The sequence below is a fragment of the Sedimenticola hydrogenitrophicus genome, from assembly GCF_029017505.1.
Taxonomy (GTDB): domain Bacteria; phylum Pseudomonadota; class Gammaproteobacteria; order Chromatiales; family Chromatiaceae; genus Sedimenticola; species Sedimenticola hydrogenitrophicus_A.
Genome location: NZ_JAQGEI010000003.1, coordinates 26,635 through 52,603, shown reverse-complemented (window position 1 = coordinate 52,603; position 25,969 = coordinate 26,635). Strand labels below are relative to the sequence as shown.

Genomic DNA, 25,969 nt, shown 5'->3' with positions numbered 1-25,969 from the left:
CTCGGTTGCTTCCAATCCCATTGCGGATTTCAGGTCAGCGACGGGCATATTTTCTCATCAAACCCGGAATATCCAGGATAAGGGCGATGTTACCATCACCGGTGATCGTCGCCCCCGCCATGCCGTCCAGCCCCTGCAACAGGGCGCCCAGCGGCTTGATCACCACCTCCTCCTGGCCAATCAGCTGATCCACCACCAGGCCGACCTGGGTATTCGCCACGTTGACTACCACCACATGCCCGACCGCTTCCCGGTTTCCCCGGGTGCTGTTCGGCACCAGCCACTTGTGCAGATAGAACAGCGGTAGCGCACGCTCACGCACCATGATGGTCAGCTGGCCATCCACCACGTTGGTGCGCCGCAGATCGAGGTTGAAAATCTCCACCACACTGGCCAGGGGCAGCGCAAACGGCTGGGTTCCCAGCACTACCATCAGGGTCGGCAGAATGGCCAGGGTCAGCGGCAGCTTGATAGTGATCAGGCTGCCTTTGCCATATTCCGAATCGATCTCCACCTGACCGTTCATCTGGGCAATCCGGGTCTTGACCACATCCATGCCGACCCCCCGCCCGGAGACATCGGAGATCTCGGTCTTGGTCGAGAAGCCGGCCGCAAAGATCAGGTTATAGCAGTCCCGGTCATCCAGACGCGCCGCCGCCTCTTCATCCATCATCCCCTTCTCGACGGCCTTGCGGCGCAGTATGTTGGGATCCATGCCCTTGCCGTCATCGGCGATGGTCAGAAGGATATGATCCCCGGCCTGGGCGGCGGAGAGCACCACCTTGCCGCGGCGGGGTTTACCGGCGGCCTCGCGCTCCGCCGGACTCTCGATGCCGTGATCGACCGCATTGCGCACCAGATGCACCATCGGATCGGAGAGCGCCTCGACCAGGTTCTTGTCCAGATCGGTCTCCTCGCCATGCAGTTCAAGATCGATCTCCTTGTTCAGGCTGCGCGCCAGATCCCGTACCACCCGGGGGAAACGGCCAAAGACCTTTTTCACCGGCTGCATCCGGGTCTTCATCACCGAATTCTGCAGGTCGGAAGTCACCACATCCAGATTGGCGACCGCGGTGGCCACCTCTTCATCGCCCAGTCTGGCCTTGAGGGTTTCCAGCCGGTTGCGTACCAACACCAGCTCACCGACCATGTTCATGATCTCGTCGAGTCGGGCGGTATCCACGCGGATGGTGGTCTCGGCCGTGGTCGACGGGGCTTTGCGCGCCTGTGCCTGGGCGCCTTCCGCCTTGGCCGGGGCGTCGTCCGGTGCCGGTCGTTTGATGGTCGGCTTGGGTTGCTCGACCGCGGCCGGCGCGGTTTTCCCGGGCGCGGTCGCGGCTGGAGCGACTCCCTGCGCGGCGCCGTTGATCACCCCGAACTTGCCCTTGCCGTGCAGCTCGTCCAGCAGCGCGTCGAACTCCTCTTCGCTGATCTCGTCCGATGCCGCCGGGCTTGCGGGCGCGGTCGATTTGGTCCCGGTCGCCGGTGCAGCCGCCGCGGGCACGCCGCCAAACTGCCCCTTGCCATGCAGTTGGTCCAGCAGGTCCTCAAACTCATCCTCGGTGATGTCATCACCACCGGCCATGGCGGGTTGCGCGACGGCCGCCGACTTTGCTGCCTTGGCAGGCGCCGGCACCCCCCCGTGTTTCCCGGTCCCGTGGAGTTGGTCCAGCAGTTTTTCAAACTCCTCTTCGGTGATGTCGTCACCCCCGCCGAGGGCAGGGTCCGGCTGTGCGGCGGCCGCCGACGCCCCCTGATACGCAGCGGCTTCGAGTGCCGGTTCCGGTTCGGGATCCGGCGCGACAGCCGCCGGCACTGCCGGTTCGGCGGCTGCCTCACTTTCAGGAACGGCCAGCCGGTGGAGTGTCTCCAGCAGGCCGGGATCGGCCGCCTCCGGCTCCTCGCCGGCCTGCACCCGGGCAAACATCTCGTTCACCACATCCAGTACCTGCAGTACCGCATCCATCAATACCGCATCGGCGCGCCGTTGTCCCTGACGCAGGATATTAAAGACGTCCTCCGCCCGGTGGCAGACCGTCACCAGGGGATCGATACTGAGAAAGCCCGCACCGCCCTTGATGGTATGGAAGCCGCGAAATACTGCATTTAACAGATCATAATCGTCAGGGCGCTGTTCCAGATCCACCAGCTGTTCACCCAGCTGTTCAAGGATCTCCCCGGCCTCAACCAGGAAGTCCTGCAGGATCTCGTCATCCATATCAATGGCCATGCTTAGACACCTCTAAAAGCCTAGACTGGAGAGCAGATCATCCACATCATCCTGCCCGTTGACCGTATCACCCTGATCGATGCCGGGGATGACGGGTCCTTCCAGTTTCTTTGCATCTTTTTGTTTTTCTGGCAATTTTGAGCCGGATATCCGAACCAGCTGCACCAATTTGTCTTCCACATCGTGTACCAGGGTGATCACCTGCCGGATAATCTGTCCGGTCAGATCCTGGAAGTCCTGCGCCATCAACACGTCGGTCAGATGGCCGTGCAGCTGTTTGGAACGTGTCGCGGTCAATTCCAGAAAGCCGCCCAGGTCCCGGCTCAGCTCCCTGAACTCATCCACGGAAAGCTCCCGGTTACAGAAGCGTCCCCACTGGACCGATATGGCGCGTGCCTGGCTGCCCAGGTCATCCGCCAGGGGCAATCCGGCCTCTACCGCACTCAGCGTCGTATTGGCCGACTTCTCGGTCATGCTGATCACGTAGCTGAGCCGCTCGCTGGCATCCGGTATTTCGACCCGGGCCAGCTCGTTGATACGCGGGTCGAGTAAAAATTCATTAATCGCTTCGTGCAGCTCCCGGGTCAGCCGGCCGACCTCCTGGAACAGCTTGCTCTCGACACCATCCGACGACAGGGCCGACATCAGGGAGGCGATACGCGTCACTTCCGCTTCGTTGCCTGATTCCAGCTGCTGTACCAGCTCCCTGGCCAACGCCAGACGCTCGCCACTATCCATACAGTTCTCCGATGGAGTCGTCATGCGACCGGTCAGCTGCCTACACGCTCAAAAATCTTGCTGATCTTCTCCTCCAGCGTAACGGCGGTAAACGGCTTGACCACATAGCCGTTGACGCCCGCTTGGGCCGCCTCGATGATCTGCTCGCGCTTGGATTCGGCGGTGACCATCAGCACCGGCAACTTCACCAGATTGGGGTCCGCCCGTACCGCCCTCAGCAGGTCGATGCCGGTCATCCCTGGCATATTCCAGTCCGTCACCAGGAAATCGAAGTTACCTGACTGCAACATGGGTAATGCGGTATTACCATCATCCGCTTCCTGGGTGTTGGTGAACCCCAGATCCCGCAGCAGATTCTTAATAATCCGTCGCATTGTGGAGAAATCATCCACAATGAGAATCTTCATGTTTTTATTCAAGGCAACCTCCAAACTCGATGCCGTTACTCATTTTCATAGACCGATCAGAGCTCATCTGCATCGGATAACCAATCTGCCAGACGGGCGCGCAACCGCAGGGTTGCCTGGCTGTGGATCTGGCACACCCGGGATTCACTGACGCCCAGAACCTGACCGATCTCCCGCAGGTTCATCTCCTCGTCATAATAGAGGGCGATCACCAGCCGCTCCCGTTCCGGCAATCCGGCAATCGCCTCTGCCAGGGACTTTTTGAAGGCATCTTTCTGCAAGCCGTCAAACAGCCCCGCCGAATCACCTTCGCTACCGTCGCAGGGAAGTTCGCCAACCGCCTGCAGCTCCTCGATACTGAAGATGCGGCAGCCGGCTGCATCCTGCAGGATACGGTGGTACTGCACCAGATTCATATCCAGCACTTCCGCCACTTCCACATCCCGGGCATCGCGGCCATGCTCATTCTCGATGGACCGCATGGCATCGGCGACCATCCGCGCCTTGCGATGTACCGACCGGGGCGTCCAGTCACTGCGGCGGATCTCGTCGAGCATGGCGCCCCGGATGCGAATGCCCGCGTAGGTCTCGAAGCTGGCGCCCTGACTGGGATCATAATTTCTGCTCGCCTCGAGCAGACCAATCATCCCCGCCTGTATCAGATCGTCCGCCTGCACGTTGGGCGGCAGACGATTCATCAGGTGGTAGGCAATGCGCTTGACCAGGGGTGCATGCCGATTCACCAGGGTGTCGGCATCCATCTCCTGAATCGCGGTATAACTCGCTAGTCCGCTCACCGGCCCATCTCCCCGCTCTGACTTGTGTATTGAATCAGCCGTTCCACGAAGAACTGGAGGTGCCCGCTGGCGCCATCCGGTACAGGCCAGTTATCGGCCTTCTGTGCCAGATTCTTGAATATTTTTGCGATGTGGCTGCGCGGGTTGGCTTGAACCACAGGTTTCTGTGATTTCACCGCCTTTCTGAGATTTTCATCATAAGGAATGCTGCCCATATAGCTAAGCATAACATCCAGGTACTGATCAGTAACACGACACATCTTGTTGTACAGGTTGCGTCCCTCTTCCGCCGTGCGGGTCATGTTCGCCAGGATGCGGAAGCGGTCCAGGCCATACTCCCGGTTGAGCAACTTGATCATGGCGTAGGCATCGGTGATCGATGCCGGTTCATCGCAGACCACCACGATCAACTCCTGGGCGGCACGACTGAAGCTGACCACCGTGTCCGAGATGCCGGCCGCGGTGTCGATGATCAGGACGTCCAGATCCCCGCCCACATCACTGAAGGCGCGGATCAGCCCGGCATGCTCTGCCGCACTCAATTCGGCCATCTGCTGTACCCCCGAAGCGCCCGGCACCACACGGATGCCCCCCGGCCCCTGCACCACCACCTCTTCCAGGGTACGCTCACCACTCAACACATGGGACAGGTCGTATTTGGGATGGAGTCCCAGCACCACATCGATATTGGCAAGTCCGAGATCGGCATCCAGCAGCATCACCCGCCGCCCCATCTCCGCCAGCGCGACGGCCAGATTCACCGAGATATTGGTCTTGCCGACTCCGCCTTTTCCGCCGGTAACAGCGATGACCCGTACGGGTGTAGGTTGCACCATGCGTCTTAATCCTGCTGCTTGATCTGTTATTGCATCAGCCATGAGCATTTGCTCTCGCACCCCCCAGCGCCAGTGCCAGGTATTCATCGGAATACTCACCGCCCCCTGTGCTGCAGGCCACGGCCTTGCTGACCAGGGTATGCGAACGGGCCAGATGGAGATCCTCCGGGACCTTCTGACCGTCCGCGACAAAGGCCAGCGGCAGCGCCTGGTGTATCAGCGCCGACAGGGCACCGCCGAGCGAGCCGGCCTCGTCCACCTTGGTGAGTATGCAGGCCTCGGGTTTTGCCGCCCCGAAGGCGCTGATCGCCTGCTCCAGGGACGAGTAATCGGTCGCGGCGGAGAGGGTCAGAAAGCTGCGCACGCCCTGTCCGGCCACATCCAGCAGCGCCAGCTGTTCACTGAGCCGTACATCCCGCTGGCTCATGCCGGCCGTGTCGATCAGGATCAGTCGCTTTCCCGTCAGCCCGTTCAGGGCCACCGCCAGCTCTTCACGGGTACCCGCCGAGCGCACCGGCACATCCAGTATCCTGGCGTAGGTATTCAACTGCTCCTGGGCGCCGATACGATAGTTGTCGGTGGAGATCAGCGCCACCTGGCGGGTGCCGTGGCGCAGGGCGAAACGGGCCGCCAGCTTCGCCACCGTGGTGGTCTTGCCGACCCCGGTGGGACCGATGAGCGCGAATACGCCACCCTGCTCCAGCAGATCGTCGCCGACGGTCTCGATTTGGGTAGCGAGATAGTAGAGTGCCTTGCGCCAAGCCTGGTCTGCCGTGCTCGCGTCGGTGACGCTATCGACCAGCTGACTGCAGATATCGGGGCTGATGGCGAGCCCCATCAGCTTGCGGAACAGGTCCCGGGTTTCCGGTTTGTGATCGCCCATTTCACGCCAGCTCAATCCGGAGAGCTCATTCTCCATCATGCGGCGCAACGCCCGCATCTCCTGGCGCATCTCCACCAGAACCGGTTCCTGACTCCACTCCACCTTGGGGACCACCTGCTCCTTCAGCTGCGACACCGATGCCACCCCGGAGGCCGTCTCGACCGCTGCCGGGTTGTCCCTGCGCTGCGGACGGGACGGCCTGAGCGTGGTGAGGGCCGGTTTGGCAGGGCTGGGCGGCGGGGGCGCGAAGGCGGCGGCATCGTAGTCGATGGCCGCCACCAGCTCGATGCCGCCATCCACCTTCTTGTTCGACAGAATGACCGCGTCGGAGCCCAGCGTCTCGCGAACCTGGCGCAAGGCCTGGCGGATATCCGATGCGAAAAAGCGTTTAATCTTCATAACGAGTACTCTGTCAGGATGATATTGACGTATTCAGTTGTCCTGTCCGCGTTCCTGGCAAGGCGCGGCTCGCAGCTAATGGCCCGGTCCTTTGCAAGAGCCGCAACACGGCCAGGGGCGCGGACAGGCCAACCCGTAGGGCGTCCCTGTGGTGTCCCGCCGCTGCGTTGCGTCGCTTGACAAGGACCGGGCCATTGCCTGCACGACGCGCCTTGCGGCGAAACACCACAGGGGCGCTGAACTAGTCAATATCATCCTGATAGAGTACTAGCTTCCCTGCAGCCAGCTACCCGATCAAACGGCTTATTCAATCCGCCATTCTTAAATGCTCGATCGTTTAGCGATGGCTGCCTTATGTTTCTGCATTGGGCCTGCCCACCGTGGCAACCACCTTGATCTTGCGGTTGTCCGGAATTTCGTTGTAGGAGAGTACGCTCATACCCGGTACGCTGTGCTTGACAAAGCGTGCCATCCACATGCGGATTGGCGCGGCGACCAGAAGAATGCTCTCCTGTCCTGCTGTCTCCTGTTGGTTGGCGGTCTCGGCCAGCGCTTTCTGCAGCTGTTCCGCCAGACCGGGCTCGAACCCGACCCCCCCTTCATGAGCAGGCTGAATAGTCTGCTGCAATATCTGTTCCAATCCTGGATCCAGCACAACAACGGGAATTTCTTCAACAGGACCAACCAGTTGCTGGACAATGGAGCGGGACAGGGCGACCCGTGTCTTGGCGGTCAAGGCGCCGAGGTCTTGACTCTGCGGCGCATACTCCGCCAATGTTTCGGCAATGGTGCGGATATCCCGGATCGCCACCCCCTCGGCAAGCAGGTTCTGCAGGATCTTCAGCAGCTGTCCCAGGGTCAGTACCGCCGGCACCAGATCCTCCACCAGTTTGGGGGCATTGCGGCTCAGCACCTCCATCAGCTGCTGCACCTCTTCGTGGCCGATCAACTCATGGGCATGGGACTGCAGGATCTCGCTCAGGTGGGTGGCGACCACGGTGCTGGCATCCACCACGGTGTAGCCGAGGGTCTGGGCCTGGTCGCGCTGCGCGGCGTCGATCCACACCGCCTCCAGGCCAAACGCCGGGTCGGTGGTCGCCACGCCCTGAAGGGTACCGAACACCCGCCCCGGATTGATCGCCAGTTCCCGGTCGGGATAGATCTCGGCCTCGCCGATGGTGACACCATTCAGCGAGATCCGATAGCCGCCGGGACTGAGGTCGAGGTTATCGCGGATATGCACCGGCTGAATCAGGAAACCCAGCTCCTGGGAGAGTTTTTTACGCACCCCCTTGATCCGGTTCATCAACTGGCCGCCCTGATTCTTGTCCACCAGCGGGATCAGCCGGTAACCCACTTCCAGACCGATGATATCCACCGGCTGCACATCATCCCAGGTCAGCTCCTTCTGTTCCGGCGCGGATGCCGGCTCGGGCATGGGCTCGACCAGTGGGGCCGCCTGCTCGCGCTGTTGCCGCTGCACGATCCACCAGGCACCGCCACCGGCCAGTGCCGCCAGGGTCAGGAAGGCAAAATTGGGCATGCCGGGGATGATGCCCATCATGCCCAGCACCACCGCGGTGATGATCAGCGCCTTGGGATTGGTAAACAGCTGGCTGAGGATCTGCCCGCCCATGTCCTGCTTCGACGAGGCCACCCGGGTGACAATGATGGCGGCCGAGGTGGAGAGTAGCAGGGACGGGATCTGCGCCACCAGGCCGTCGCCGATGGTCAGCAGGGCATAGAAACGCAGGGCGGTCGACAGATCCAGATCATGCTGCAGCATGCCGATGGAGAGCCCGCCCAGGATATTGATGAACAGGATCAGGATGCCGGCGACCGCATCACCGCGGACAAACTTGCTGGCACCGTCCATCGCCCCGTAGAAATCCGCCTCCTGGGCCACGTCATCACGCCGCGCCCTGGCCTCGTCCTGATTGATCAGTCCGGCATTGAGATCGGCATCGATCGCCATCTGCTTGCCGGGCATGGCATCCAGGGTGAAACGGGCACTGACCTCCGAAACACGCCCCGCGCCCTTGGTCACCACCACGAAATTGATAATCACCAGGATGGCGAACACCACCAGGCCCACCGCGTAGTTGCCGCCGATGACGAAGGCGCCGAACGCCTCGATCACCTTGCCGGCGGCATCCCCACCCCGATGCCCTTCCAGCAGCACCACCCGGGTGGAGGCGACATTGAGCGCCAGGCGCAGCAGGGTCGCCACCAGCAGGAGACTGGGAAACACGCTGAATTCCAGCGGCCGCAGGGTGTACACCACCACCATCACCACAATCAGCGACAACGCGATATTGAAGGTGAAGAAGATATCCAGCGCCAGCGGCGGCAGTGGGATCACCACCATCACCAGCAGCATCACCAGTACCAGCGGTGCGCCGAGCCCGCGTATGCCGGAGGCCTTCACATTATTGAGGATCGCTGTCGCATCCATTATCTAGACTCCGGATAGATCACTCGGGCACCTTCAACTCATCGGGTATCTGCAATTCATCAGGCACCGATGGCCGATGGCCCTGCCCCGGCACATAGGCCCTGAGCTGGAACACATAGGCCAGAATCCTGGCCACCGCGAGGTAGAGGCCGGCCGGTATCGGCTCGCCCAGTTCGGTATGGAAATAGATGGCACGCGCCAGCGCCGGCGATTCGATTACGGGCACCGCGTGCTCGGCACCCACCCGGCGAATATTGGCCGCTATCAGCTCGGAGCCCTTGGCCACCACCACCGGCGCATTCATGCGCAACTGGTTATAACGCAGCGCAACCGCGTAATGGGTCGGGTTGGTGACGATCACATCCGCCTTGGGCACCTCGTCCATCATCCGCCGGGTGGCCATTTCCCGCTGCAGCTGACGGATACGTCCCCGCACCTCCGGCCGCCCTTCGGTATCCTTCATCTCCTCCCTGATCTCCTGCCGGGTCATCTTCAACTGGCGCTTGTGATCCCAGAGCTGGAACGGCACATCCACCGCGGCCACCAGGAACAGCGTCGACGAGATCAGCACGAACGCCCAGCCGATCAGATTGACCAGTTCACTGATGGCGGGGGCCAGTGCCATGCCGCTCAGGCCGATGAAGGAGTCCAGGGTGAGCCACAGCACCAGCGCGGTCGCCCCGCCCACCAGGAAAAACTTCGCCATCGCCTTGGCCAGCTCGACCAGTCCCTTCATGGAAAAGAGGCGCTTGAGCCCTTTTAGCGGATTCATCTTGCTCAGTTTCGGCGTCATCGCCTCGCCACTGAATGACACGCCACCCAGGGCGATCGAGCTGAGCACCGCCACCACCACCATGACGACAAAAAACGGCGCCAGCATCAGCAGCGCATCCTGAATGCTGGCGATCAGCCGGCGGGTCATGGCCAGGGGATCAAACATATCGACCCGCGGAATGGTCAGGTTGGCGCTCATGATGCCGCTGAGACCCTCCCCCATACTGCCGCTCATGCCCACCAGGACCATGCCGCCGATCAGGGTAATGGCCAAGGTGTTCAACTCCTTGGAACGGGCTATCTGTCCCTTCTTCTTGGCGTCATCCAACCGTTTCGATGTCGGCTCTTCTGTTTTCTCCTGGCCATCTTCATTCTCGGCCATGCATCACCTCTCGATGCGCAGCAGCTGTTGGGTAAAGGAGAGTCCCTCATCCAGCAGTTGGGAAAAGTTGCCCATGACATCGGGCAGGGTGATCCAGATCAGCATGAACCCGATCAGGATCGACATGGGGAAGCCGACGGCGAAGATATTCAGCTGCGGCGCGGCACGACCGATGACGCCCATACCGAGATTGACCAGCAGCAGCGCGGCCACTACCGGCAGGGCCATAAGCAGTCCGGCGGTGAACATCCGGCTGGCCCAGCCGACGATCTCCGACAGGCCGTTCTGGCTGAGGCCGGTCATCGCCACCGGAAAGGTATGAAAACTCTGGGCCAGGGTCTCGATCAGCACCAGGTGCCCGTTCAGAATCAAAAACAGCAGCGTGGCCAGGATCAGGTAGAACTGGGAGATCACCGGCACCTGCACGCCGTTTTGCGGATCCACCATGGAGGCAAAGCCGAGCCCCATGCTGTAGGCGATCACCTGGCCGCCGAAGATCAGGGCGGCAAACACCATCTGCAGGATGAATCCCATGAACACTCCGATCAGTATCTGCTGCAACAGGATGACGAAGGCCTCGTGACTGAAGGCATCCACCACCGGCGGCGGCGGGATGACCGGCACCAGCACCCAAGTCAGTACCAGTGTGAAACCGATGCGGAACAGCACCGGCGTCTGGCGCGAACTGAACACCGGCGCGGATATCATTAACGCCCCGATGCGCACAAATGGCCAGAAGAAGGCGGCCAGCCAGGTCTGCAGTTGCACGTCGCTAAACAGCATCGGGAGGCCGGCGGCTAACCGACGAATTCCGGCACGCTCTCATAGAGCGTCAGGGTGAAGTTCATGATCACCTGCAGCATCCAGGGGCCGGTCATCATCAGCACCACCACCACGATGATCAGCTTGGGGATGAAACTGAGGGTCATCTCGTTGATCTGCGTGGCGGCCTGAAACATCGCCACCAGTAGACCCACCGCCAGGGCGGGAATCAGCAACACCGCGCCCAGGGCGACCGTGACTTCCAGTGCCCGCTGACCAATATCGAGTACGCTGTCCGGTGTCACCCTGCCCCTCCGTCAAGCTAGAAAACTGGACGCCAGGGTGCCGAACAACAGCGCCCATCCGTCAATGAGTACAAACAGCATGATCTTGAACGGGAGCGAGATGATCAGTGGAGAGAGCATCATCATACCCATCGACATCAGCACACTGGCCACCACCAGGTCGATGATCAGGAACGGGATGAAGATCAGAAATCCGATTTGAAAACCGGTCTTCAGTTCCGAGGTGGCAAAGGCCGGCAGCAGCACGGAAAACGGTACCGCTTCGGGCGTCTCGAATTCAGCAAAATTGCCGATGCGGGCAAACAGCGCCAGGTCACTCTCACGGGTCTGTCCCATCATGAAGCCGCGCATCGGAATGGCCGCGCGCTCCAACGCCTGGGTCGCCGTCACCTGCTCCTCCATATAGGGCCGTACCCCCTGGTCATAGACCTGCTGAAATACCGGCATCATGATGAACAGGGTCAGAAACAGCGCCAGTCCGATCATGATCTGATTGGAGGGGGTGCTCTGGGTACCCAGCGCCTGACGCAGGATGGCCAGTACGATCACGATACGGGCGAATGAGGTCATCATCAGCAGGCCACCCGGTAACAGGGTCAGCGCCGTCATCAGAAACAGCACTTGAATGCTCAGGCTGTAGGTCTGCCCACCGTCCGCATTGGGTGTTGCCGTCAGCGCGTCCAGGCCCGGTGCCGCAGTGACGGCAAGCGGCAGTAACGGGAGCAGCAAGAGGATTAAAAACCGCAACAGACGCATCATTTCTCCTGATCTGCCATCACTGAATCCAGTTGGCCGGCAAAGCGCCCGCTGGTCTCATGCTGTGTATCCACGTCATCCAGCACATGGAGTGTCTGGACCCGTCCCGGCGCCACCCCCACCAACAGCCGGGTGTTGCCGACCCGCAACAGAACCGCCCGTTCGCGCGGCCCGAGCGAGACGCCACTCAATATCGCAATCTCCCCCTTGGAGGACATGGGCAGCCGGCCAAATCGGCGCAGCAGCCAGCCGAGCGCAAAAATCAGCACCAGGATCAACACCAGGCCACCGGCCGTTTCCAGCAATACCCCCCCACCCAGGGGCGACGCTGCCAGCGCGGGCGAGGCCGGACGCTCTGCCTCGGCTGATGCGATCAACGGCACCAGGAGCAACTGCAGACCGGTGAGGACCAGCGGCCATCTCATCTGCCGAGTCTCCGCACCCGGTCGGCGGGACTGATGATATCGGTGAGGCGAATACCGAACTTCTCGTTCACCACCACCACTTCGCCTTTCGCAATCAGCGTGCCGTTGACCAGCACATCCATCGGCTCACCGGCGAGACGATCCAGTTCCACCACCGAGCCCTGATTCAGCTGCAGCAGATTGCGTATCGAGATCTGGGTCCGGCCGATCTCCATGGAGATGGTGACCGGCACATCCAGGATGGCATCCATCTGCACCTCGCCACCCCCGCCCTTGGCGGATTCGGCGGTCAACTCCTGGAACTGCGCCGTATCCGCGGTCATGCCGCCAGACGCAGGGATCACGTCATCCTGTTCTTCCAGCGCGGCGGCCCACTCATCGGCCAGCGCTTCGTTCGGGTCTTTTTCTAAATCGCTCATGCTCTTGTCCTGGCTAAAAACCGTTGATCAGGATTCATTCAGCAGATCCTGCAGTCCAATATGTTTTGGCGGGTCGATCCATTTCTCGATCTTGATCCCGTAGTACCCATCCGAGACACCCACCCGTCCGGAGAAGATCGGCACATCGGCCGCAGCCACCTCGACCACCCGCGGGATGTCCACCGGTATCACATCACCCTTCTTCAATCTGGAGAGCTCCTGCATGGTCAGGGTGGTCTCGCAAAACACCGTGGAAAGCTCGACTGAAACGCCCATGATTTCATCCTTCAGGGCAATCAGCCAACGCTCATCCTTGTCACCGCGGTCCGACTGCACGCCGGCGTCCAGCAGATCCCGGATCGGTTCGATCATTGAGTAGGGCATGCAGATATGCATATCGCCGCCACCGGCCTCGAGATCGATATGGAATGAAGTGACCACCACTACCTCGGACGGGCTCACGATATTGGCGAACTGCGGATTGACTTCCGAGCCGACACATTCAAATTTCAGCGGCAATACCGGTTTCCATGCTTCATGCAGATCGCTGAATGCAAGATTCAGCAGCATCTGCACCACCCGCAACTCCGTGGGAGTGAAATCGCGGCCTTCAATCTTGGTATGAAAACGGCCGCTGCCGCCGAAGAAGTTGTCCACCACGCTGAACACCAGCTTGGGGTCCAGGACAAACAGCCCCTTGCCCTTGAGCGGGGCGACCTTCACCAGATTAAGGCTGGTCGGAACGAACAGGCTATGCACAAACTCGGAAAACTTGAGCATCTGTACGCCCGACACGGAGATATCGGCCGAACGCCGCAGCATATTGAACAGACTGGTGCGAAAATAGCGGGCGAACCGTTCATTCACCATCTCCAGCGTGGGCAGGCGACCACGAACGATTCTGTCCTGGCTGGCGAAATCGTAGGAGCGGGCCTCACCATCCAGCAGGTCATCCGCCTCGGTATTGATATCGCCATCATCGACGCCGTGCAGCAGCGCATCAATTTCATCTTGTGAGAGTAGGTCGCTGGCGGCCATAATTTTATTGCATCACAAAGGAGGTAAAGAACACGGCCTCGATCTCACCCGGCCCTTTCTGGTCCTTCAGTATCTGGTTGATCGTCCTGAATACGTCCGCCTGGAGTTTCTCCTTTCCTTTCCGGTCGCGCAGCACCGCACCCTGTTGATTGCCGAACAGCGACAACAGGTTATGCCGCACCATTGGGTCATTGTGTTTGATAAACTCGATCAGGGCTGGGTCACGGGCCATCACCTGCACACCGATCTGGAGCATTTTCGCCTTGCTACCCGGGGGCAGATTGACGACAAACACCGGATTCAACGGGTGATAGAGGGCCGGGCGCCGCTCCTCGACCACTTCCGCTGCCGCTTCATCCGTCGACTCTTCGTCTCCGCCGATGAAAAACCAGCCCACGCCGAGACCGACCGCCAGCAGCAGTACCACACCGGATATTATGATGATCAGCTTCTTTTTTGATCCGCTGTTTTCCGCACCTAGATCAAGATCTTCATCTTCCTGTTTTTTTGCCACAAACTGTTCCTCGCATAAGCCCGAACCAACCTATGCAATAGGCATACCATTTATTAATGGCTGATTTTTTATTTAATTTTCAAATAGTTATTATTTTTAATCGGCAGGCGACAAAGAATTGACTGCCGGCAGGCCCGCCACAAGGCAAAAAAATGGCAGCAGCGCCGCCGGGAACCCGGCCGCAACAGCACATGATACTTAGGGCTCGCGCAAGAATAATTCCGTAGTACCGAGGGCGTTCCTGGGCTCCGCTGGCAAGGCACGCTTTGCAGGCAATGGCTGTTCCCTTGCTAAAAAGCGTAACGCCGCCAGCGGGGTCCAGGGGCGACCGAATACCGGAACTTATTTTTGCGCGAGCCCTAAGGGCTTGCGCAAGAATAATTTCGCAGTACCGAGGGCGTAACCGGGCTACGCGGGCAAGGCACGCTTTTAAGTGATTGGTCTGCCTTGTTGGCCGATCTTGATGGCGCCTCGAATCCGGCTCCGTTTTCAGATTCAAGCCTGCCCTTGTTTGAGCGAAGCGAGTTTTGTCCACGGATGGACTTATGCCGCGGAGGCCATGAGGAGTGGTACAGGGATGTACCGTTTACGGAGCCGAGGATGCAATGGCCGGGAGCGGCTTGGGCAGGTGCTGAAAACGGGGCCGAATTCGAGGAAACAGCCATCGTGTGAGGCCGCTCCTGGGCATCCCTGCCCCCACGGCATTAGTGAATCCCTTCACGTCGCCGGCAAGGCAGGCCAATCACCCTATGAGTAGTTACTGAAAAAGTAGATTTAATGCCGCAAGAAACGCATCCAGCGCCAGAAATTGAGCAGGCCGGCCAGGGAGGCCGCCAGATAGGTGAGGGAGCAGGCCCGCAGGATGGTCCTGGCCGCGGGCAGTTGTGCCTTGTCCAGGTAACCGGATTCCAGCAGCGGCATGGCCCGGCCGAAACTGGCATCCCATTCAACCGGCAGGGTCACCAGTTGCACCAACAGCCCCACCCCCAGGGTTGCCACTGCCGCCAGCAACATCAGGGCACCCGCCGCCGGGGCCTTGGTGATCAGCGTCAGCACCGGGACCGCGAACAGCAGAAACGAACCGAGACGCTCCGTCACCAGGGCAATCTTCACCAGACGCATGCGCCAGCGGAACGGTCCATACCCCAGGGCGTGCTGGATGGCATGCCCCACTTCGTGGGCAGCCGTCACCACCGCCGTCAGGGTCCGGCCATCCAGCTTGTCCGGGGTGAGGCGGACACATCGGGTCACCGGGTCATAGTGATCGCCCTGCCCCGCGGCCGCGGCCTCCACCCCGACCTGATCCAGGGAGAGCCTGCCCAGCAGATGGGACGCCAACTCACCCCCGGTGCCGGGAAACCGCCCGTCTTCCCGGCTATGCCGGGCAAGAACCGACCTGACCCACCACTGCGGTCCCAGAATAAGGAGTATCAACACGATAAAAAGGATGACGAACTGCATCACTCACTCTTCCAGTAGCCGGGCCTGGGCCCTGCCCGCCGTTTCGTCCACCTGCCTGAGCAGCAGGGCACCGGCCACGAACAGCACCGCCACGGCGAGAATGGAAAGCCTGGGACTCCCCGTTGCCACACTGACCATGCCCATCAGCAGCGGACCCAACACGGCAGCGAACTTTCCCAACATATTATAGAAGCCGAAAAATTCGGCCGGCTTATCCACCGGGATAAGACGGACATAGAATGACCGGCTGAGGGCTTGAATCCCCCCCTGGACCAGGCCGACCGCCACCGCCAGCAGATAAAACTCCCACACCTGACTCATCTGATAGGCCCAGAGGATGATCACCAGATAGACGCCGATGCCGACAAAAATACCCTGCCGCGGACCGAAGCGCTCGCCCAGCCGCCCGAACAGCAGCGCTGCCGGAAAGCCGACAAACTGGGTGATCAGCAGCGCCACAATCAGATCATTGGCATCAAAGCCGAGGGCCAGGCCATAATCCACCGCCATCCTGATGATGGTATCCACGCCATCGATATAGAGCCAATAGGCGACCAGGAACAGTCCCGCCTGACGCAGCAGCCTCAGCCGGGAGAAGGTGTAGCGCAGCTGCTGCACCCCGGCCCGGATACCGGCCAGCCAGCCGCTGGTGGTGGAGACAACCGGCTCGGGCACAAACATCAGCACGGGCAGGCTGAAGACCGCCCACCAGATGGCCACCATCAGGAATGAGGCCTTCACCGCGGCGGTCGTATCGGCCAGACCAAACAGTGGTGGATCGAGCGTCATCCAGACATTGATGGCAAACAGGATACCGCCCCCCAGATAGCCCAGGGCGAAACCGAAGGAGGAGACCATGTCCACTTCCGGCTCCGCGGCCACCTCGATCAACAGCGCATCATAGAACACATTGCTGCTGGAAAATCCGATCACCGCCAGGGTATAGAGCGCCAGTGCCAGCATCCATCCGCCGGCGGCCACCAGGTAGAGGCTGCCGGTCATGATGATCCCCATCATGGCGAAAAAGAGCAGGAACCGTTTACGCGCGCTCCCCCGGTCGGCGATGGCACCCAGCAGCGGCGCCAGCAGCACGACCACCAGGCTGGCGAGGGCATTGAAGCTCCCCAGCATGAAGGTGCTCTCGCCGGTATCCAAACCGGCGGCCCAGTACTGCTTGAAGAATAACGGAAAAAAACCGGCCATCACGGTCGTCGCAAAGGCGGAATTGGCCCAGTCATACAGACCCCATGAGACGACCCGCCGACTCTTCCAGACTGCTTTCCTGTGCTGCGTCACACGCGCTCCATTGATCTGGGAGTCTGTCGGGCATGACCGACAGACTCCTGGCACCGTCAGTTCAAACCCTGCTCGCACGCCTTGCGCAGGACACTGCCGGCCGCATCGAAGGATTGATTCAGTTGTTCAAATGCACCGGTTATGGCGGCGAGGTCCCCCTGCCGGGCGGCCAGTTCCAGGCGGCAGGCCAGGGCGGAGAGTTTCATCGCACCGACATTGGCGCTGCTCGATTTCAGTGAATGGGCAGGCAAAATCACCCGTTGGGCATCCCCATCCAGGATACCTGCCTCAATCTCCCGGATCAGCCCCGGTGCCGCATCGAGGTAGCCGATCAGCAGGCCGCCGAAATCATCGTCCATAATCTCATACAGCTCTTGGAGAACGGCTCTGTCGACCTCGACCGCCGACTGATTCCCGTCGGCGGCATGAATGGATGCCGTGGCAGGCCGCTTCCCAATACGCTGATCCGGCTCCATCACCCGGCTCTCCGCCTGCCGCACCGCCGGCCCATCATGGGGCAGCCAGCGGCTGAGCATCAGGCGCAGGGTCGCGGGCATCACCGGCTTGGAAAGATAATCATCCATACCCGCGTCCAGGCATTTCTCGCGATCTCCTTGCATGGCATTGGCGGTCATGGCGATGACCGGCAGGTGCGCCAACCCCTGGGTCACTTCGCGCAGACGTATCGCCCGGGTCGCCTCATAGCCGTCCATACGCGGCATCTGGCAATCCATCAGCACCAGGTCATACTGCTGGTGATCGATTGCACTCAGCGCGGCCAGGCCATCCTCGGCCACATCGCACGTCAGTCCCAGGCGCAGCAGCATCTTTTTCGCCACATTGAGATTGACCAGATTGTCTTCGACAATCAGCACGTGGCCCATCAGCTGTATCTCATCGGCAGGCGGTATCCCTGCCGCGGTCGAGTCAACCGGCACGGTCTCCGCCCACGACTGCGCCTGGGTATCGGCATACAGAAACTGGTTGGCGAGCTTCTCCTCCCCCTGCTGCCGACCCGCCCCCGCCTCGCTCTGCACATCCATCACGCGACAGAGGGCGCGGTACAGGTCACTCTTTTTCACCGGCCGGCCCAGGGTCGCGTCCAGCCCCAGCCGGGTGGTGGAATGGGGGGAGTGGCCGATGGTCAGCCGTTTCAGGCCACCCAGCGCTGCCTCGCCATCGATCTCCTGCAGAAAACCCTGTAGCCGCCCACCCAGGGCCTTGCTGTCGATCACCAGCAGTTCGTAGGCCCAACTCTCACCCAGGCTCGCGGTCGATACCAGTTTCGCCAGCGCGTCCATGCTGCCATCCGCACGCTGATGGAGGATGCCCCACTCGGCAAAATATTGCCCGATCTTCTCCGCGTGCCGGTCATTATCGTCGAGCACCAGCACCCGCAGCCCCTGTAGCGAACGGCGCTCAGCCGGCATGTCCCGCAAGGACTTGCGCAGCGGCACCACAAACCAGAATACCGAGCCCTTGCCCACCGCCGACCTGACCCCGATCTTGCCATCCATCAGCTCCACCAGCCGGCGCGAGATCACCAGCCCAAGCCCAGTCCCACCGTGTTTCCGGGTGGTCGAGGCATCGGCCTGATTAAACGAGTGGAACAGTCGTGCCTGGACCTCTTCGCTGATACCGACCCCGCTGTCCTTGATGGTAAAGATCACCTCGACGTGCTTCCTGTCGCGGCCCCGGCAGGCCGCCTCCACCACGACACTCCCCCGGGGGGTGAACTTGATGGCGTTGCTGACCAGATTGGTCAATACCTGACGCAACCTGATGGGATCACCCCGGACCACCATGGGCAGATCCGCCGCGATCCGGTAATCCAGCTCCAGTCCCCGCCGCTCCGCGCTCTTGGCCATCATCGCCACCACCGATTCGACCAGCTCACGCAGGTTCAGCTCGATCGATTCCAGATCAAGCTTTCCCGCCTCTATTTTCGAGAAGTCGAGGATGTCGTTAATAATGCTCAGCAGGTGATGGGAAGAGTTCAGCGCGGTATTGACAATCTGCCGCTGCTCCCGGTTCAGGGTCGTTTCGCGCAGAATCTCCAGCAGCGGTACGATACCGTTCAACGGCGTACGGATTTCATGGCTCATGATGGCCAGGAATTCGCCCTTCACCATGTTGGCGGTCTCTGCCGCCTCTTTGGCCAGGTAGAGTTTCTGTTCCACATCACGCCGACGCTCATCCTGCTCGCTGAGCCTGGAGTGCAGACCGTCCATCTTCCGCCGTGCCTGGTTAAGCTTTCCGCTCACATTCTGCTTGCCCGCCCGCAGCCGGGCAATCATGCCGAACAGCACCGAAAAGGCCATGGCCACCAGGCCCAGGCCCAGCACAACCGCCAGCAGCACCGTGATGCTTGCGCCGGAGGGCCAGAACCGGCTGGCGTTGAACACCCATAACAGGGCCGCCAGGAAACCGGCAATAAACAGCAGCACCATCAGCTCCAGCGCCGACAACAGCATGATCGACAGCAGCGTGCTGGCACCGATGACGAGCAGGATGAGCAGCCCGGCATCAGTCTGCTGGAGCGACAGAACGCAGGCGGTAATGGCGCCCCAGAGAAGACCTGACAGCAAGCTGGCGGGCAACGGAAAATATACCCAGGGGCTGATTTCGGCGATTTCCGGTTTGTGCCGGTACCAGGCATACCAGAGCCCGAGCTGCGCGACTCCGACCAGCAGCAATCCTCCCGAGAGAATGCCGATGGGCCCACTGCCGACACTGCCGTTCAGCCAATAGACCAGCCCTCCCGGCAGGAGGGTGGCGACCCCGGCAAAACCGAGACCAGCGTAGAACAGGCGGACCCGCTCCATGGCGATCATTCGTGTCCTGATTATCGTGTGCTCTGACATGCTGTCTCCGGGGTGCCTCCGGCGGGCGTCCGCACGCATTAAAACAACCAAATTATCGTCGGCGATTCAATCCCCGGTACCACGTAAGGCGGGGACCGCCTATCTTACACCGACACACGCCATTCCGGAGATCCGCATTGCAGACACGCCGGCGATTGTTCACAAAGGCTGTCAAGGAGACCATTTTATGCAAAACTGGCGGTTATGATCCTTGCCCCGATTCCGATCAGCATACACTGTATCCCAAGGAACCGAATATATGCCCGAGCAACAACAGAAAGAGCGTGAACTCAAGGCCGCGTTCATACAGCATCTTCCTGAACGGATTAACAGTTTCGCCAACGACTGGGACCGTCTCTCCCGCGGCCCATGGGATGACCAGCTGCGCAAAAAGTTGTGCCGAAAACTGCAGAATCTTACCGGTTCCTGTGGCAGCTTTGGGCTGATCAACCTGAGCGAGAGCAGCTTTTCTCTGGAAGTCTACCTCAGCGCATTCGGCGATACGGACAATCGCCCCACCAGCGAACAGCTGTCGACCGTGAACACCCTGATCGCTGCGATCAGACACGAATCCGAGTTGATACGCAGCAAGTCCGGTAGCGAGCTCCCGGTGAACCTGCTGGTCTATCGGCTGAGCGGCAACGACCCGCCGGCACCTGGTCTGCGCGGCATGCTTGAACAACAGGGCTGCACCCTCCTCAGCTTCAACCAGCCCGATGATGTGGAGGGGGAAATACAACGGCGACTGCCGGATGTGCTGATCATCGATGACCGTTTTCTGTCGCGGATGGCCCAACTCAATCGCGAACTGGCCATCCAACAGGAACGGCAGCGCAAACAGGTTGGCCTGATCTGCCTGAGCCAGCGTCGCGATCTGGAACAACGACTGCTGGCGTTGCGCAGCGGCGTGGATGCCTACTACATGACACCGGTCAACACCCGGGAGCTGTGCAACAGGGTGATTGAACTGGCCTCGCCCAAAGCCGACCGTTACCGCATCCTGATTGTGGAAGATGACCCGTCACAGGCGGATTTTGCCGCCTCCGTGCTCAGCAAGAGCGGAATGAGGACACAGGTCCTCACCGACCCCTTGAAAGTGATCGATGCACTGGATAAATTTCGTCCAGACCTGATTCTGATGGACCTCTATATGCCCAATGCCAACGGCATCGAGCTGACCACCATCATCAGGGAACATCCCGATGGCGTTACCACCCCGATTGTCTTCCTCTCCGGCGAACTGAACACCGACAAGCAGCTGCACGCCCTGAGTGTCGGCGCTGATGATTTTCTCAGCAAGCCGATCCGCCCGCGCCACCTGATCAATACCATCACCAACCGGGTGCAGCGTGCCCGGATACTCGAAAAACGGCATCACCCCCCCAGTTCGCGTGACCGGCTGACCGGACTTTATAACCGTCGCTATTTCTACGCACAACTGGATCGCATTAGCGCCGAGGCACAGGATCGCGGGACAACCGGTGGCGTCTTGCATATCTCGCTGCAGCAGGCGGACAGCACCCGCCCCGATCATGAAAGCCTTCTCACCAAAATGGCGAGTCTGGTCAGTGGGCAGCTGGAAGACCAGGATATCGCCGCATGCATGGATGCGGAAAGCTTTGCCGTTCTGGTCATGCGACCACACCAGAAGAATGTGATCGCCTTGGCCGAAAAACTTGCCCATAAACTTCTCGGCTTAAAGGGGGAGGCAACGCCAACCCCCTATATCGGGATCGCCATCCTTGGCGAGCAACAGACCAGCGCCGCCGATCTGATGGCGAATGCGGTCGCCGCCTGCCAGGAGATACAGGACAGCCCACAGCACGTAAAGCTGTATCAGGAGAGCGAGCGTAGCGCCGCTCCGGCGGAAGCGGGACAACTGCCCCACCTGTTCAGGCAGGCGCTGGACAAAAATAGCTTCCAGCTCTATTTCAGAACATTGGAACATCCGCGGAAGAGCGGGGCTGAAGCCTATGAACTGAAACCGCGTCTGCAACTTGCCGATGGAAGGCAGCTGGGCAGCTCGGAGCTGCTGTCACTTGCCGATGAGGAGGGACTCGGCACCCAGTTCAGTCAATGGCTCATCGAGCGCGCCCTGAACATACTGGAAGAGAAACGGGCCAAGGGGAAAAACGGCCTGTTCTTCGTGGGGCAATCGTCAGAGTCGATTTTCCAGGGCACCATCGGCGGCTGGCTCAGGGATCAGTTGCGGGCCCGGCAGATGGTGGGCGTCGGTCTGGTATGTGAATATCGAATTGCCGAGTTGAGTGTCGATCTGAAGCATGCACGAGAGCATTTTTCACAACTGCAGGAGATGGGCATCAAGATCTCGCTGGCGCGCTTTGGCGCCAACGGCACCGCCATCAAAGTCCTGCAGTATCTGAAAGCCGACTATGTCCGGCCGGCAGGCCCGGTGTTGCGGGCGGACCAGCGTGAGATAGCCGGAATCGTGAAGCAGATCCATGGCGCCAACGCCGGCGTGGCATTGCCTGCCTCGGTCGATGCAAAATCGATTTCACCCTGCTGGCTGGAACTCGCCGACCTGGCGCCGCCGACCTCGGGCATCACCAACGCCTGATGCCAGGAACGACTTATGACCATCGATAATCAGAAACGCGCGACGCTGTCGCAAAAGCTCCGCTTTCTCGACCAGGCGGATGATCCATTCAGCCGGGACTTCTTTGAGAAAGCCGTCATGACAACCCTGAAAAAGGGGCAGTATGTCTGCCATGAGGGCAGTAGTTGCAGTCATCTGGCGATCCTGCTGGACGGTACAGCGCGGGTCTACAAACTGGGTGAAAGCGGCAAGGAGATCACCCTGTATCGGGTGGGTCCGGGTGAGAGCTGTGTTCTCACCGCCTCCTGCATTCTCAGCGAAGTTCCCTTTCCCGCTATTGCCGTATGTGAAACCACTGTCGAAGCGGTGGTGATTCCGGCCGGGGACGTTCAGAAATGGTTATCCGAATCGGTAACATGGCGGAACTACATCTTCGGGCTGGTCGCCACCCGACTGACCAACATCATCAATGTGGTCGAGGACGTGGCGTTCAGGCGCATGGACAAACGCATTGCCGAGCACCTGTACAAAAGAACCGACAGTACCAGCCATCTCCTGCTGGCAACCCACCAGGAGATCGCCTCCGAGCTCGGCACATCGAGGGAAGTGGTCAGCAGAATCCTGAAGGAGTTCGAGCTGGAAGCTATTATCAAAGTGACGCGCGGCGCCATCGAACTCCTCGACCCGAAAAAACTCGACCAGAGACGATGCGAAATATAACAGGAGCGTAACTACTCACCCGACCTGCAAGCGATTGGCCTGACTTGTTGGCCGATCTTGATCCAGCCATCGTGTGAGGCCGCTCCTGGGCATCCCTGCCCCCGCGGCATTAGTGAATCCGTTCACGTCGCCGGCAAGGCAGGCCAATCACCCCGTGAGTAGTTACACAGGACCAACCGCCGCAACCCCTGTGTGACTTAGTCACAGACATCGCCAGATCAATGACCTATCCTGCACCACTGTGAATGGGGCGCGGCCCCGGATAGAAACTGACTTGACGGGAGATTGAGATGAAAAAGAATGTGGGTAGTATCGACAGAGGACTTCGGGCAGTGGTCGGCATCGGACTGGTAGCCTGGGGTATTGCAACCCAGAACTGGTGGGGCGCCATCGGTATCATCCCCTTGTTCACCGCGGCTATCGGCTGGTGTCCGGCCTATCTGCCGTTTGGCCTGAGCAGCTGCAGGACCAAACCCTAAAGACCACTCAGCGGGGTATTGCCGCTCAACCGGAGGGCAATACCTTGCTCGGCCAGGATCGGATAACCGCCTGCACCAGCGTTGCCAGCGGAATCGCAAAAAACACCCCCCAGAACCCCCAGAGTCCGCCGAATACCAGGATCGCCACGATAATGGCCACGGGATGGAGATTCACCACCTCGGAGAACAACAACGGCACCAGGACGTTGCCATCCAGCGCCTGGATCACCAAATAGGCGACACTGAGCCAGATAAAGTCGTTACCCCAGCCCCACTGGAACCAGGCAATCAGGATCACCGGAAAGGTGACTACCGCCGCGCCTATATAGGGGATGATGACCGAAAGCCCCACCAGTACCGCCAGCAGCATGGCATACTGCAGCCCCATGAAGGTGAAGGTGAAGAAGCTGACCGAACCGACGATGATGATCTCCCAGAATTTGCCGCGCACATAATTGGCAATCTGCTCATCCATATCCCGCCATACGGAGCCGGCAAATGTCCGGTTTCGTGGTAGCAGACCGAGCGCCCAGTCGAGAATGATCCGCTTGTCCTTGAGAAAGAAAAACACCAGCAGCGGCATTAGGATGAGATAGACCAGCAGGGTGATAATCCCCACCACCGAGGAGAGGGAGAGGGAGACCACCCGTTGACCAAAGGTGGCGATCTCACCCCGCAGTAGGGTGAATATCTCCTGCACCTGCGCGGCCGAGATGATATCCGGGTATCTTTCCGGTAGCCGCATCAACAGCTTCTGACCCTCGCCAATCATCGTGGGAATCTGCTGGAACAGCTGCGTCACCTGACGTGAGAGTCCAGGCAACAGCACAAACAGGATCAGAATGACAAACAGCAGAAAGGCGATAAACACGACCAGCACCGCGCTAAACCGCGGCGCCCCCATGCGCTCGATTTTCCCAACCAGCCCCTCCAGCAGATAGGCGATCACCGCACTCGCCAGGAGCGGGGTAAGCATCTCCCCCATGGTGATGATGATGGCAAAGCAGGCCACCAGAAACAGGGCAAGAAAAATCACCTCCGGATCGGAAAAGTGGCGCTTGAACCAATCTGTCAGTAAATGCATCCGGATAGACCTATCGAGGGTTCTTGTTATTGCTCGCGCTGTTTTGAGACAAGCTCCCGGTGATGGCGCTGAAACAACTCCTCCAGATCGTCGATCACTTCATTGGCGCTGCGGCCGTGCATGATATGCGCCGTCATCAGGGAGGAGGTTTCCGTCAACAGGGCGGGCCTGTCCAGCATGTGATAACTCTCGGAAAGTCGTTTGATTGCCGCAACGACGCTCTCGACCTCGGGTCGGGGGATCGGCTTCGGTTCCAGCGCGGGCGGCTGCCCGGCGGTTTCGGGAACCGGCCCGGAACGCTGCAGCAGAAACTCGGCAAATGCCAACAGGCTCAGTTTATCCTGTTCACTCAGCGCCGAATACAGCTTAAGCAACTTCCGGTTGTCATCCGAAAGCTTCTGCCTGGGTAGCAACATAATCAGTCTATACTGTCGCTCTTGTGCGCTTCGCAGTACTTCTGCGCGAACTCCAGCAACTCCTCCATGACCCGGGCACGGAATTTTTGCTTCTGGTGGACAAATGAGAAGGGTCTCTCCAGTCCCGGCTCTAGGTTGATGGCCACCAGCGTACCCAACTTCAGCTCCTTCTGAATGGTCGCCCGGGAGACCACGGAGATGCCCATACCCGCTTCCACGGCACCCTTGACCGCTTCCGGGCTCCCTAACTCCATGGAGATATTCAACTCCTCGACATTCTCCTTGATCTGGGCAAGATATTCATTAATCACCTCCCGGGTTCCCGAGCCCTCTTCCCGGCAGATGAAGGGATATTTGACCAGATCCTCGTACGTCAGCGTACTGCGCTGCGCCTCGGGATGGGCGGGCGGGACGATGGCCACCAGTTGATCCACCTTGCAAATATCCACCACCAGGTTTTTATTGGCCACGGGGGCTTCAACCACACCCAGGTCTATCGTGTTGTTCTCCACCATGGAGACAATACCCTCGGTATTGGAGACCTTCAGGTGGATATTGACATCCGGATACTTCACCTTGAAGTCACCCAGTAACGCCGGCAGCATATATTCGGCGATGGTGGTGCTCGCCCCGATGGTGAGGGAGCCACTGATCTCCCCGGTCATAGCACGGACGGAATTTTCCATCTCGGCGTAGAGTTCAAAAATCTTGGCCGCATATTCGTAAACATGCGCCCCCGCCTCGGTCAGGCTGATGCGATTATGCGTGCGGTCAAACAGGCGGGTATTGAAATAATCCTCCAGCTGCCTGACCTGAAAGGTCACTGCCGGCTGGGTCATATGAAGAGATTCAGCCGCCTTGGTGAAGCTGAGCAACCGTGCCACGGTATGAAACACCTGAAGTCTGCGATCGGCCATGTGGTATCCCCATAGATACGATTGGTAATAAAATCTTTTTATAGCATACAAATCC

Annotated in this window: 24 protein-coding genes; 3 read left to right on the top strand and 21 right to left on the bottom strand. The window is 59.9% G+C overall.

The window, feature by feature from the left end; all coding sequences use genetic code 11:
* Nucleotides 1–34: 34 nt before the first annotated feature.
* The 18 genes from O9K64_RS02585 to O9K64_RS02500 form a co-directional block, all read right to left on the bottom strand.
* The gene (locus O9K64_RS02585; RefSeq protein ID WP_275096514.1) at nucleotides 35–2,230 is read right to left on the bottom strand and encodes a chemotaxis protein CheA; all 2,196 of its coding nucleotides are present in this window, start codon (nucleotides 2,228–2,230) and stop codon (nucleotides 35–37) included.
* Nucleotides 2,231–2,242: 12 nt separating this feature from the next.
* The gene (locus O9K64_RS02580) at nucleotides 2,243–2,968 is read right to left on the bottom strand and encodes a protein phosphatase CheZ (RefSeq protein ID WP_275096513.1); all 726 of its coding nucleotides are present in this window, start codon (nucleotides 2,966–2,968) and stop codon (nucleotides 2,243–2,245) included.
* Nucleotides 2,969–3,000: 32 nt separating this feature from the next.
* Nucleotides 3,001–3,387, bottom strand: a complete 387-nt coding sequence (cheY, locus tag O9K64_RS02575) for a chemotaxis response regulator CheY (RefSeq protein WP_260293494.1) — start codon at nucleotides 3,385–3,387, stop codon at nucleotides 3,001–3,003.
* Nucleotides 3,388–3,431: 44 nt separating this feature from the next.
* A complete protein-coding gene (locus O9K64_RS02570; RefSeq protein ID WP_275096512.1) occupies nucleotides 3,432–4,172 on the bottom strand; it encodes an RNA polymerase sigma factor FliA in 741 nt (246 codons plus the stop codon).
* A complete protein-coding gene (locus O9K64_RS02565; RefSeq protein ID WP_260293496.1) occupies nucleotides 4,169–5,008 on the bottom strand; it encodes a MinD/ParA family protein in 840 nt (279 codons plus the stop codon). Before O9K64_RS02565 ends, O9K64_RS02570 begins: the two co-directional genes overlap by 4 nt.
* Nucleotides 5,009–5,042: 34 nt before the next feature.
* Complete coding sequence (gene flhF, locus O9K64_RS02560) at nucleotides 5,043–6,290, bottom strand: flagellar biosynthesis protein FlhF (RefSeq protein ID WP_275096511.1); 1,248 nt, start codon at nucleotides 6,288–6,290, stop codon at nucleotides 5,043–5,045.
* Nucleotides 6,291–6,642: 352 nt separating this feature from the next.
* Nucleotides 6,643–8,745: a flagellar biosynthesis protein FlhA gene (gene flhA, locus O9K64_RS02555; RefSeq protein ID WP_275096510.1), complete on the bottom strand. Its 2,103-nt coding sequence runs from the start codon at nucleotides 8,743–8,745 to the stop codon at nucleotides 6,643–6,645.
* A gap of 19 nt (nucleotides 8,746–8,764) precedes the next feature.
* Complete coding sequence (flhB, locus tag O9K64_RS02550) at nucleotides 8,765–9,901, bottom strand: flagellar biosynthesis protein FlhB (protein ID WP_275096509.1); 1,137 nt, start codon at nucleotides 9,899–9,901, stop codon at nucleotides 8,765–8,767.
* A 3-nt stretch (nucleotides 9,902–9,904) separates the two neighbouring features.
* On the bottom strand, nucleotides 9,905–10,684 hold the full coding sequence (gene fliR, locus O9K64_RS02545) for a flagellar biosynthetic protein FliR (protein WP_275096508.1): 780 nt from the start codon (nucleotides 10,682–10,684) through the stop codon (nucleotides 9,905–9,907).
* Between the two features lie 14 nt (nucleotides 10,685–10,698).
* A complete protein-coding gene (fliQ, locus tag O9K64_RS02540; RefSeq protein ID WP_275096507.1) occupies nucleotides 10,699–10,968 on the bottom strand; it encodes a flagellar biosynthesis protein FliQ in 270 nt (89 codons plus the stop codon).
* Between the two features lie 12 nt (nucleotides 10,969–10,980).
* On the bottom strand, nucleotides 10,981–11,724 hold the full coding sequence (fliP, locus tag O9K64_RS02535; RefSeq protein ID WP_335342222.1) for a flagellar type III secretion system pore protein FliP: 744 nt from the start codon (nucleotides 11,722–11,724) through the stop codon (nucleotides 10,981–10,983).
* Nucleotides 11,724–12,149: a flagellar biosynthetic protein FliO gene (fliO, locus tag O9K64_RS02530; protein WP_275096505.1), complete on the bottom strand. Its 426-nt coding sequence runs from the start codon at nucleotides 12,147–12,149 to the stop codon at nucleotides 11,724–11,726. The genes fliP and fliO overlap by 1 nt, the downstream gene beginning before the upstream one ends.
* Nucleotides 12,146–12,568, bottom strand: a complete 423-nt coding sequence (gene fliN, locus O9K64_RS02525; protein WP_275096504.1) for a flagellar motor switch protein FliN — start codon at nucleotides 12,566–12,568, stop codon at nucleotides 12,146–12,148. The genes fliO and fliN overlap by 4 nt, the downstream gene beginning before the upstream one ends.
* A gap of 27 nt (nucleotides 12,569–12,595) precedes the next feature.
* The gene (fliM, locus tag O9K64_RS02520; RefSeq protein WP_275096503.1) at nucleotides 12,596–13,606 is read right to left on the bottom strand and encodes a flagellar motor switch protein FliM; all 1,011 of its coding nucleotides are present in this window, start codon (nucleotides 13,604–13,606) and stop codon (nucleotides 12,596–12,598) included.
* Between the two features lie 4 nt (nucleotides 13,607–13,610).
* Nucleotides 13,611–14,120, bottom strand: a complete 510-nt coding sequence (locus O9K64_RS23595) for a flagellar basal body-associated FliL family protein (RefSeq protein ID WP_275096502.1) — start codon at nucleotides 14,118–14,120, stop codon at nucleotides 13,611–13,613.
* 774 nt (nucleotides 14,121–14,894) lie between these two features.
* The gene (locus O9K64_RS02510; RefSeq protein WP_275096501.1) at nucleotides 14,895–15,581 is read right to left on the bottom strand and encodes a zinc metallopeptidase; all 687 of its coding nucleotides are present in this window, start codon (nucleotides 15,579–15,581) and stop codon (nucleotides 14,895–14,897) included.
* A 3-nt stretch (nucleotides 15,582–15,584) separates the two neighbouring features.
* Entirely contained in the window at nucleotides 15,585–16,877 is a 1,293-nt protein-coding gene (locus O9K64_RS02505; protein WP_275096500.1) for an MFS transporter, read from the bottom strand.
* A 56-nt stretch (nucleotides 16,878–16,933) separates the two neighbouring features.
* Nucleotides 16,934–19,741 carry a hybrid sensor histidine kinase/response regulator gene (locus tag O9K64_RS02500; protein ID WP_275096499.1) on the bottom strand — a complete coding sequence of 936 codons (2,808 nt, stop codon included), beginning with the start codon at nucleotides 19,739–19,741 and terminating at the stop codon, nucleotides 16,934–16,936.
* A 259-nt stretch (nucleotides 19,742–20,000) separates the two neighbouring features.
* Here O9K64_RS02500 and O9K64_RS02495 point away from each other — a divergent pair, with 259 nt between their 5' ends.
* The 3 genes from O9K64_RS02495 (at nucleotide 20,001) to O9K64_RS02485 (ending at nucleotide 23,497) form a co-directional block, all read left to right on the top strand.
* Nucleotides 20,001–22,319, top strand: coding sequence for a response regulator (locus tag O9K64_RS02495; protein ID WP_275096498.1), 2,319 nt, complete (start codon nucleotides 20,001–20,003; stop codon nucleotides 22,317–22,319).
* Between the two features lie 15 nt (nucleotides 22,320–22,334).
* Nucleotides 22,335–23,018 carry a Crp/Fnr family transcriptional regulator gene (locus O9K64_RS02490; RefSeq protein WP_275096497.1) on the top strand — a complete coding sequence of 228 codons (684 nt, stop codon included), beginning with the start codon at nucleotides 22,335–22,337 and terminating at the stop codon, nucleotides 23,016–23,018.
* A gap of 290 nt (nucleotides 23,019–23,308) precedes the next feature.
* Entirely contained in the window at nucleotides 23,309–23,497 is a 189-nt protein-coding gene (locus O9K64_RS02485; RefSeq protein ID WP_275096496.1) for a YgaP family membrane protein, read from the top strand.
* 25 nt (nucleotides 23,498–23,522) lie between these two features.
* Here the strand turns inward: O9K64_RS02485 and O9K64_RS02480 are convergent, their stop codons facing one another.
* Genes O9K64_RS02480 through O9K64_RS02470 form a run of 3 tightly spaced genes read right to left on the bottom strand, consistent with a single transcriptional unit; the run spans nucleotide 23,523 to nucleotide 25,914 of the window.
* Nucleotides 23,523–24,581 (bottom strand): AI-2E family transporter, encoded by a 1,059-nt coding sequence (locus O9K64_RS02480; protein ID WP_275096495.1) that lies wholly within the window; start codon nucleotides 24,579–24,581, stop codon nucleotides 23,523–23,525.
* 26 nt (nucleotides 24,582–24,607) lie between these two features.
* Complete coding sequence (locus O9K64_RS02475) at nucleotides 24,608–24,997, bottom strand: hypothetical protein (RefSeq protein ID WP_275096494.1); 390 nt, start codon at nucleotides 24,995–24,997, stop codon at nucleotides 24,608–24,610.
* A gap of 2 nt (nucleotides 24,998–24,999) precedes the next feature.
* Nucleotides 25,000–25,914, bottom strand: a complete 915-nt coding sequence (locus O9K64_RS02470) for a selenium metabolism-associated LysR family transcriptional regulator (RefSeq protein ID WP_275096493.1) — start codon at nucleotides 25,912–25,914, stop codon at nucleotides 25,000–25,002.
* Nucleotides 25,915–25,969 lie beyond the last annotated feature (55 nt).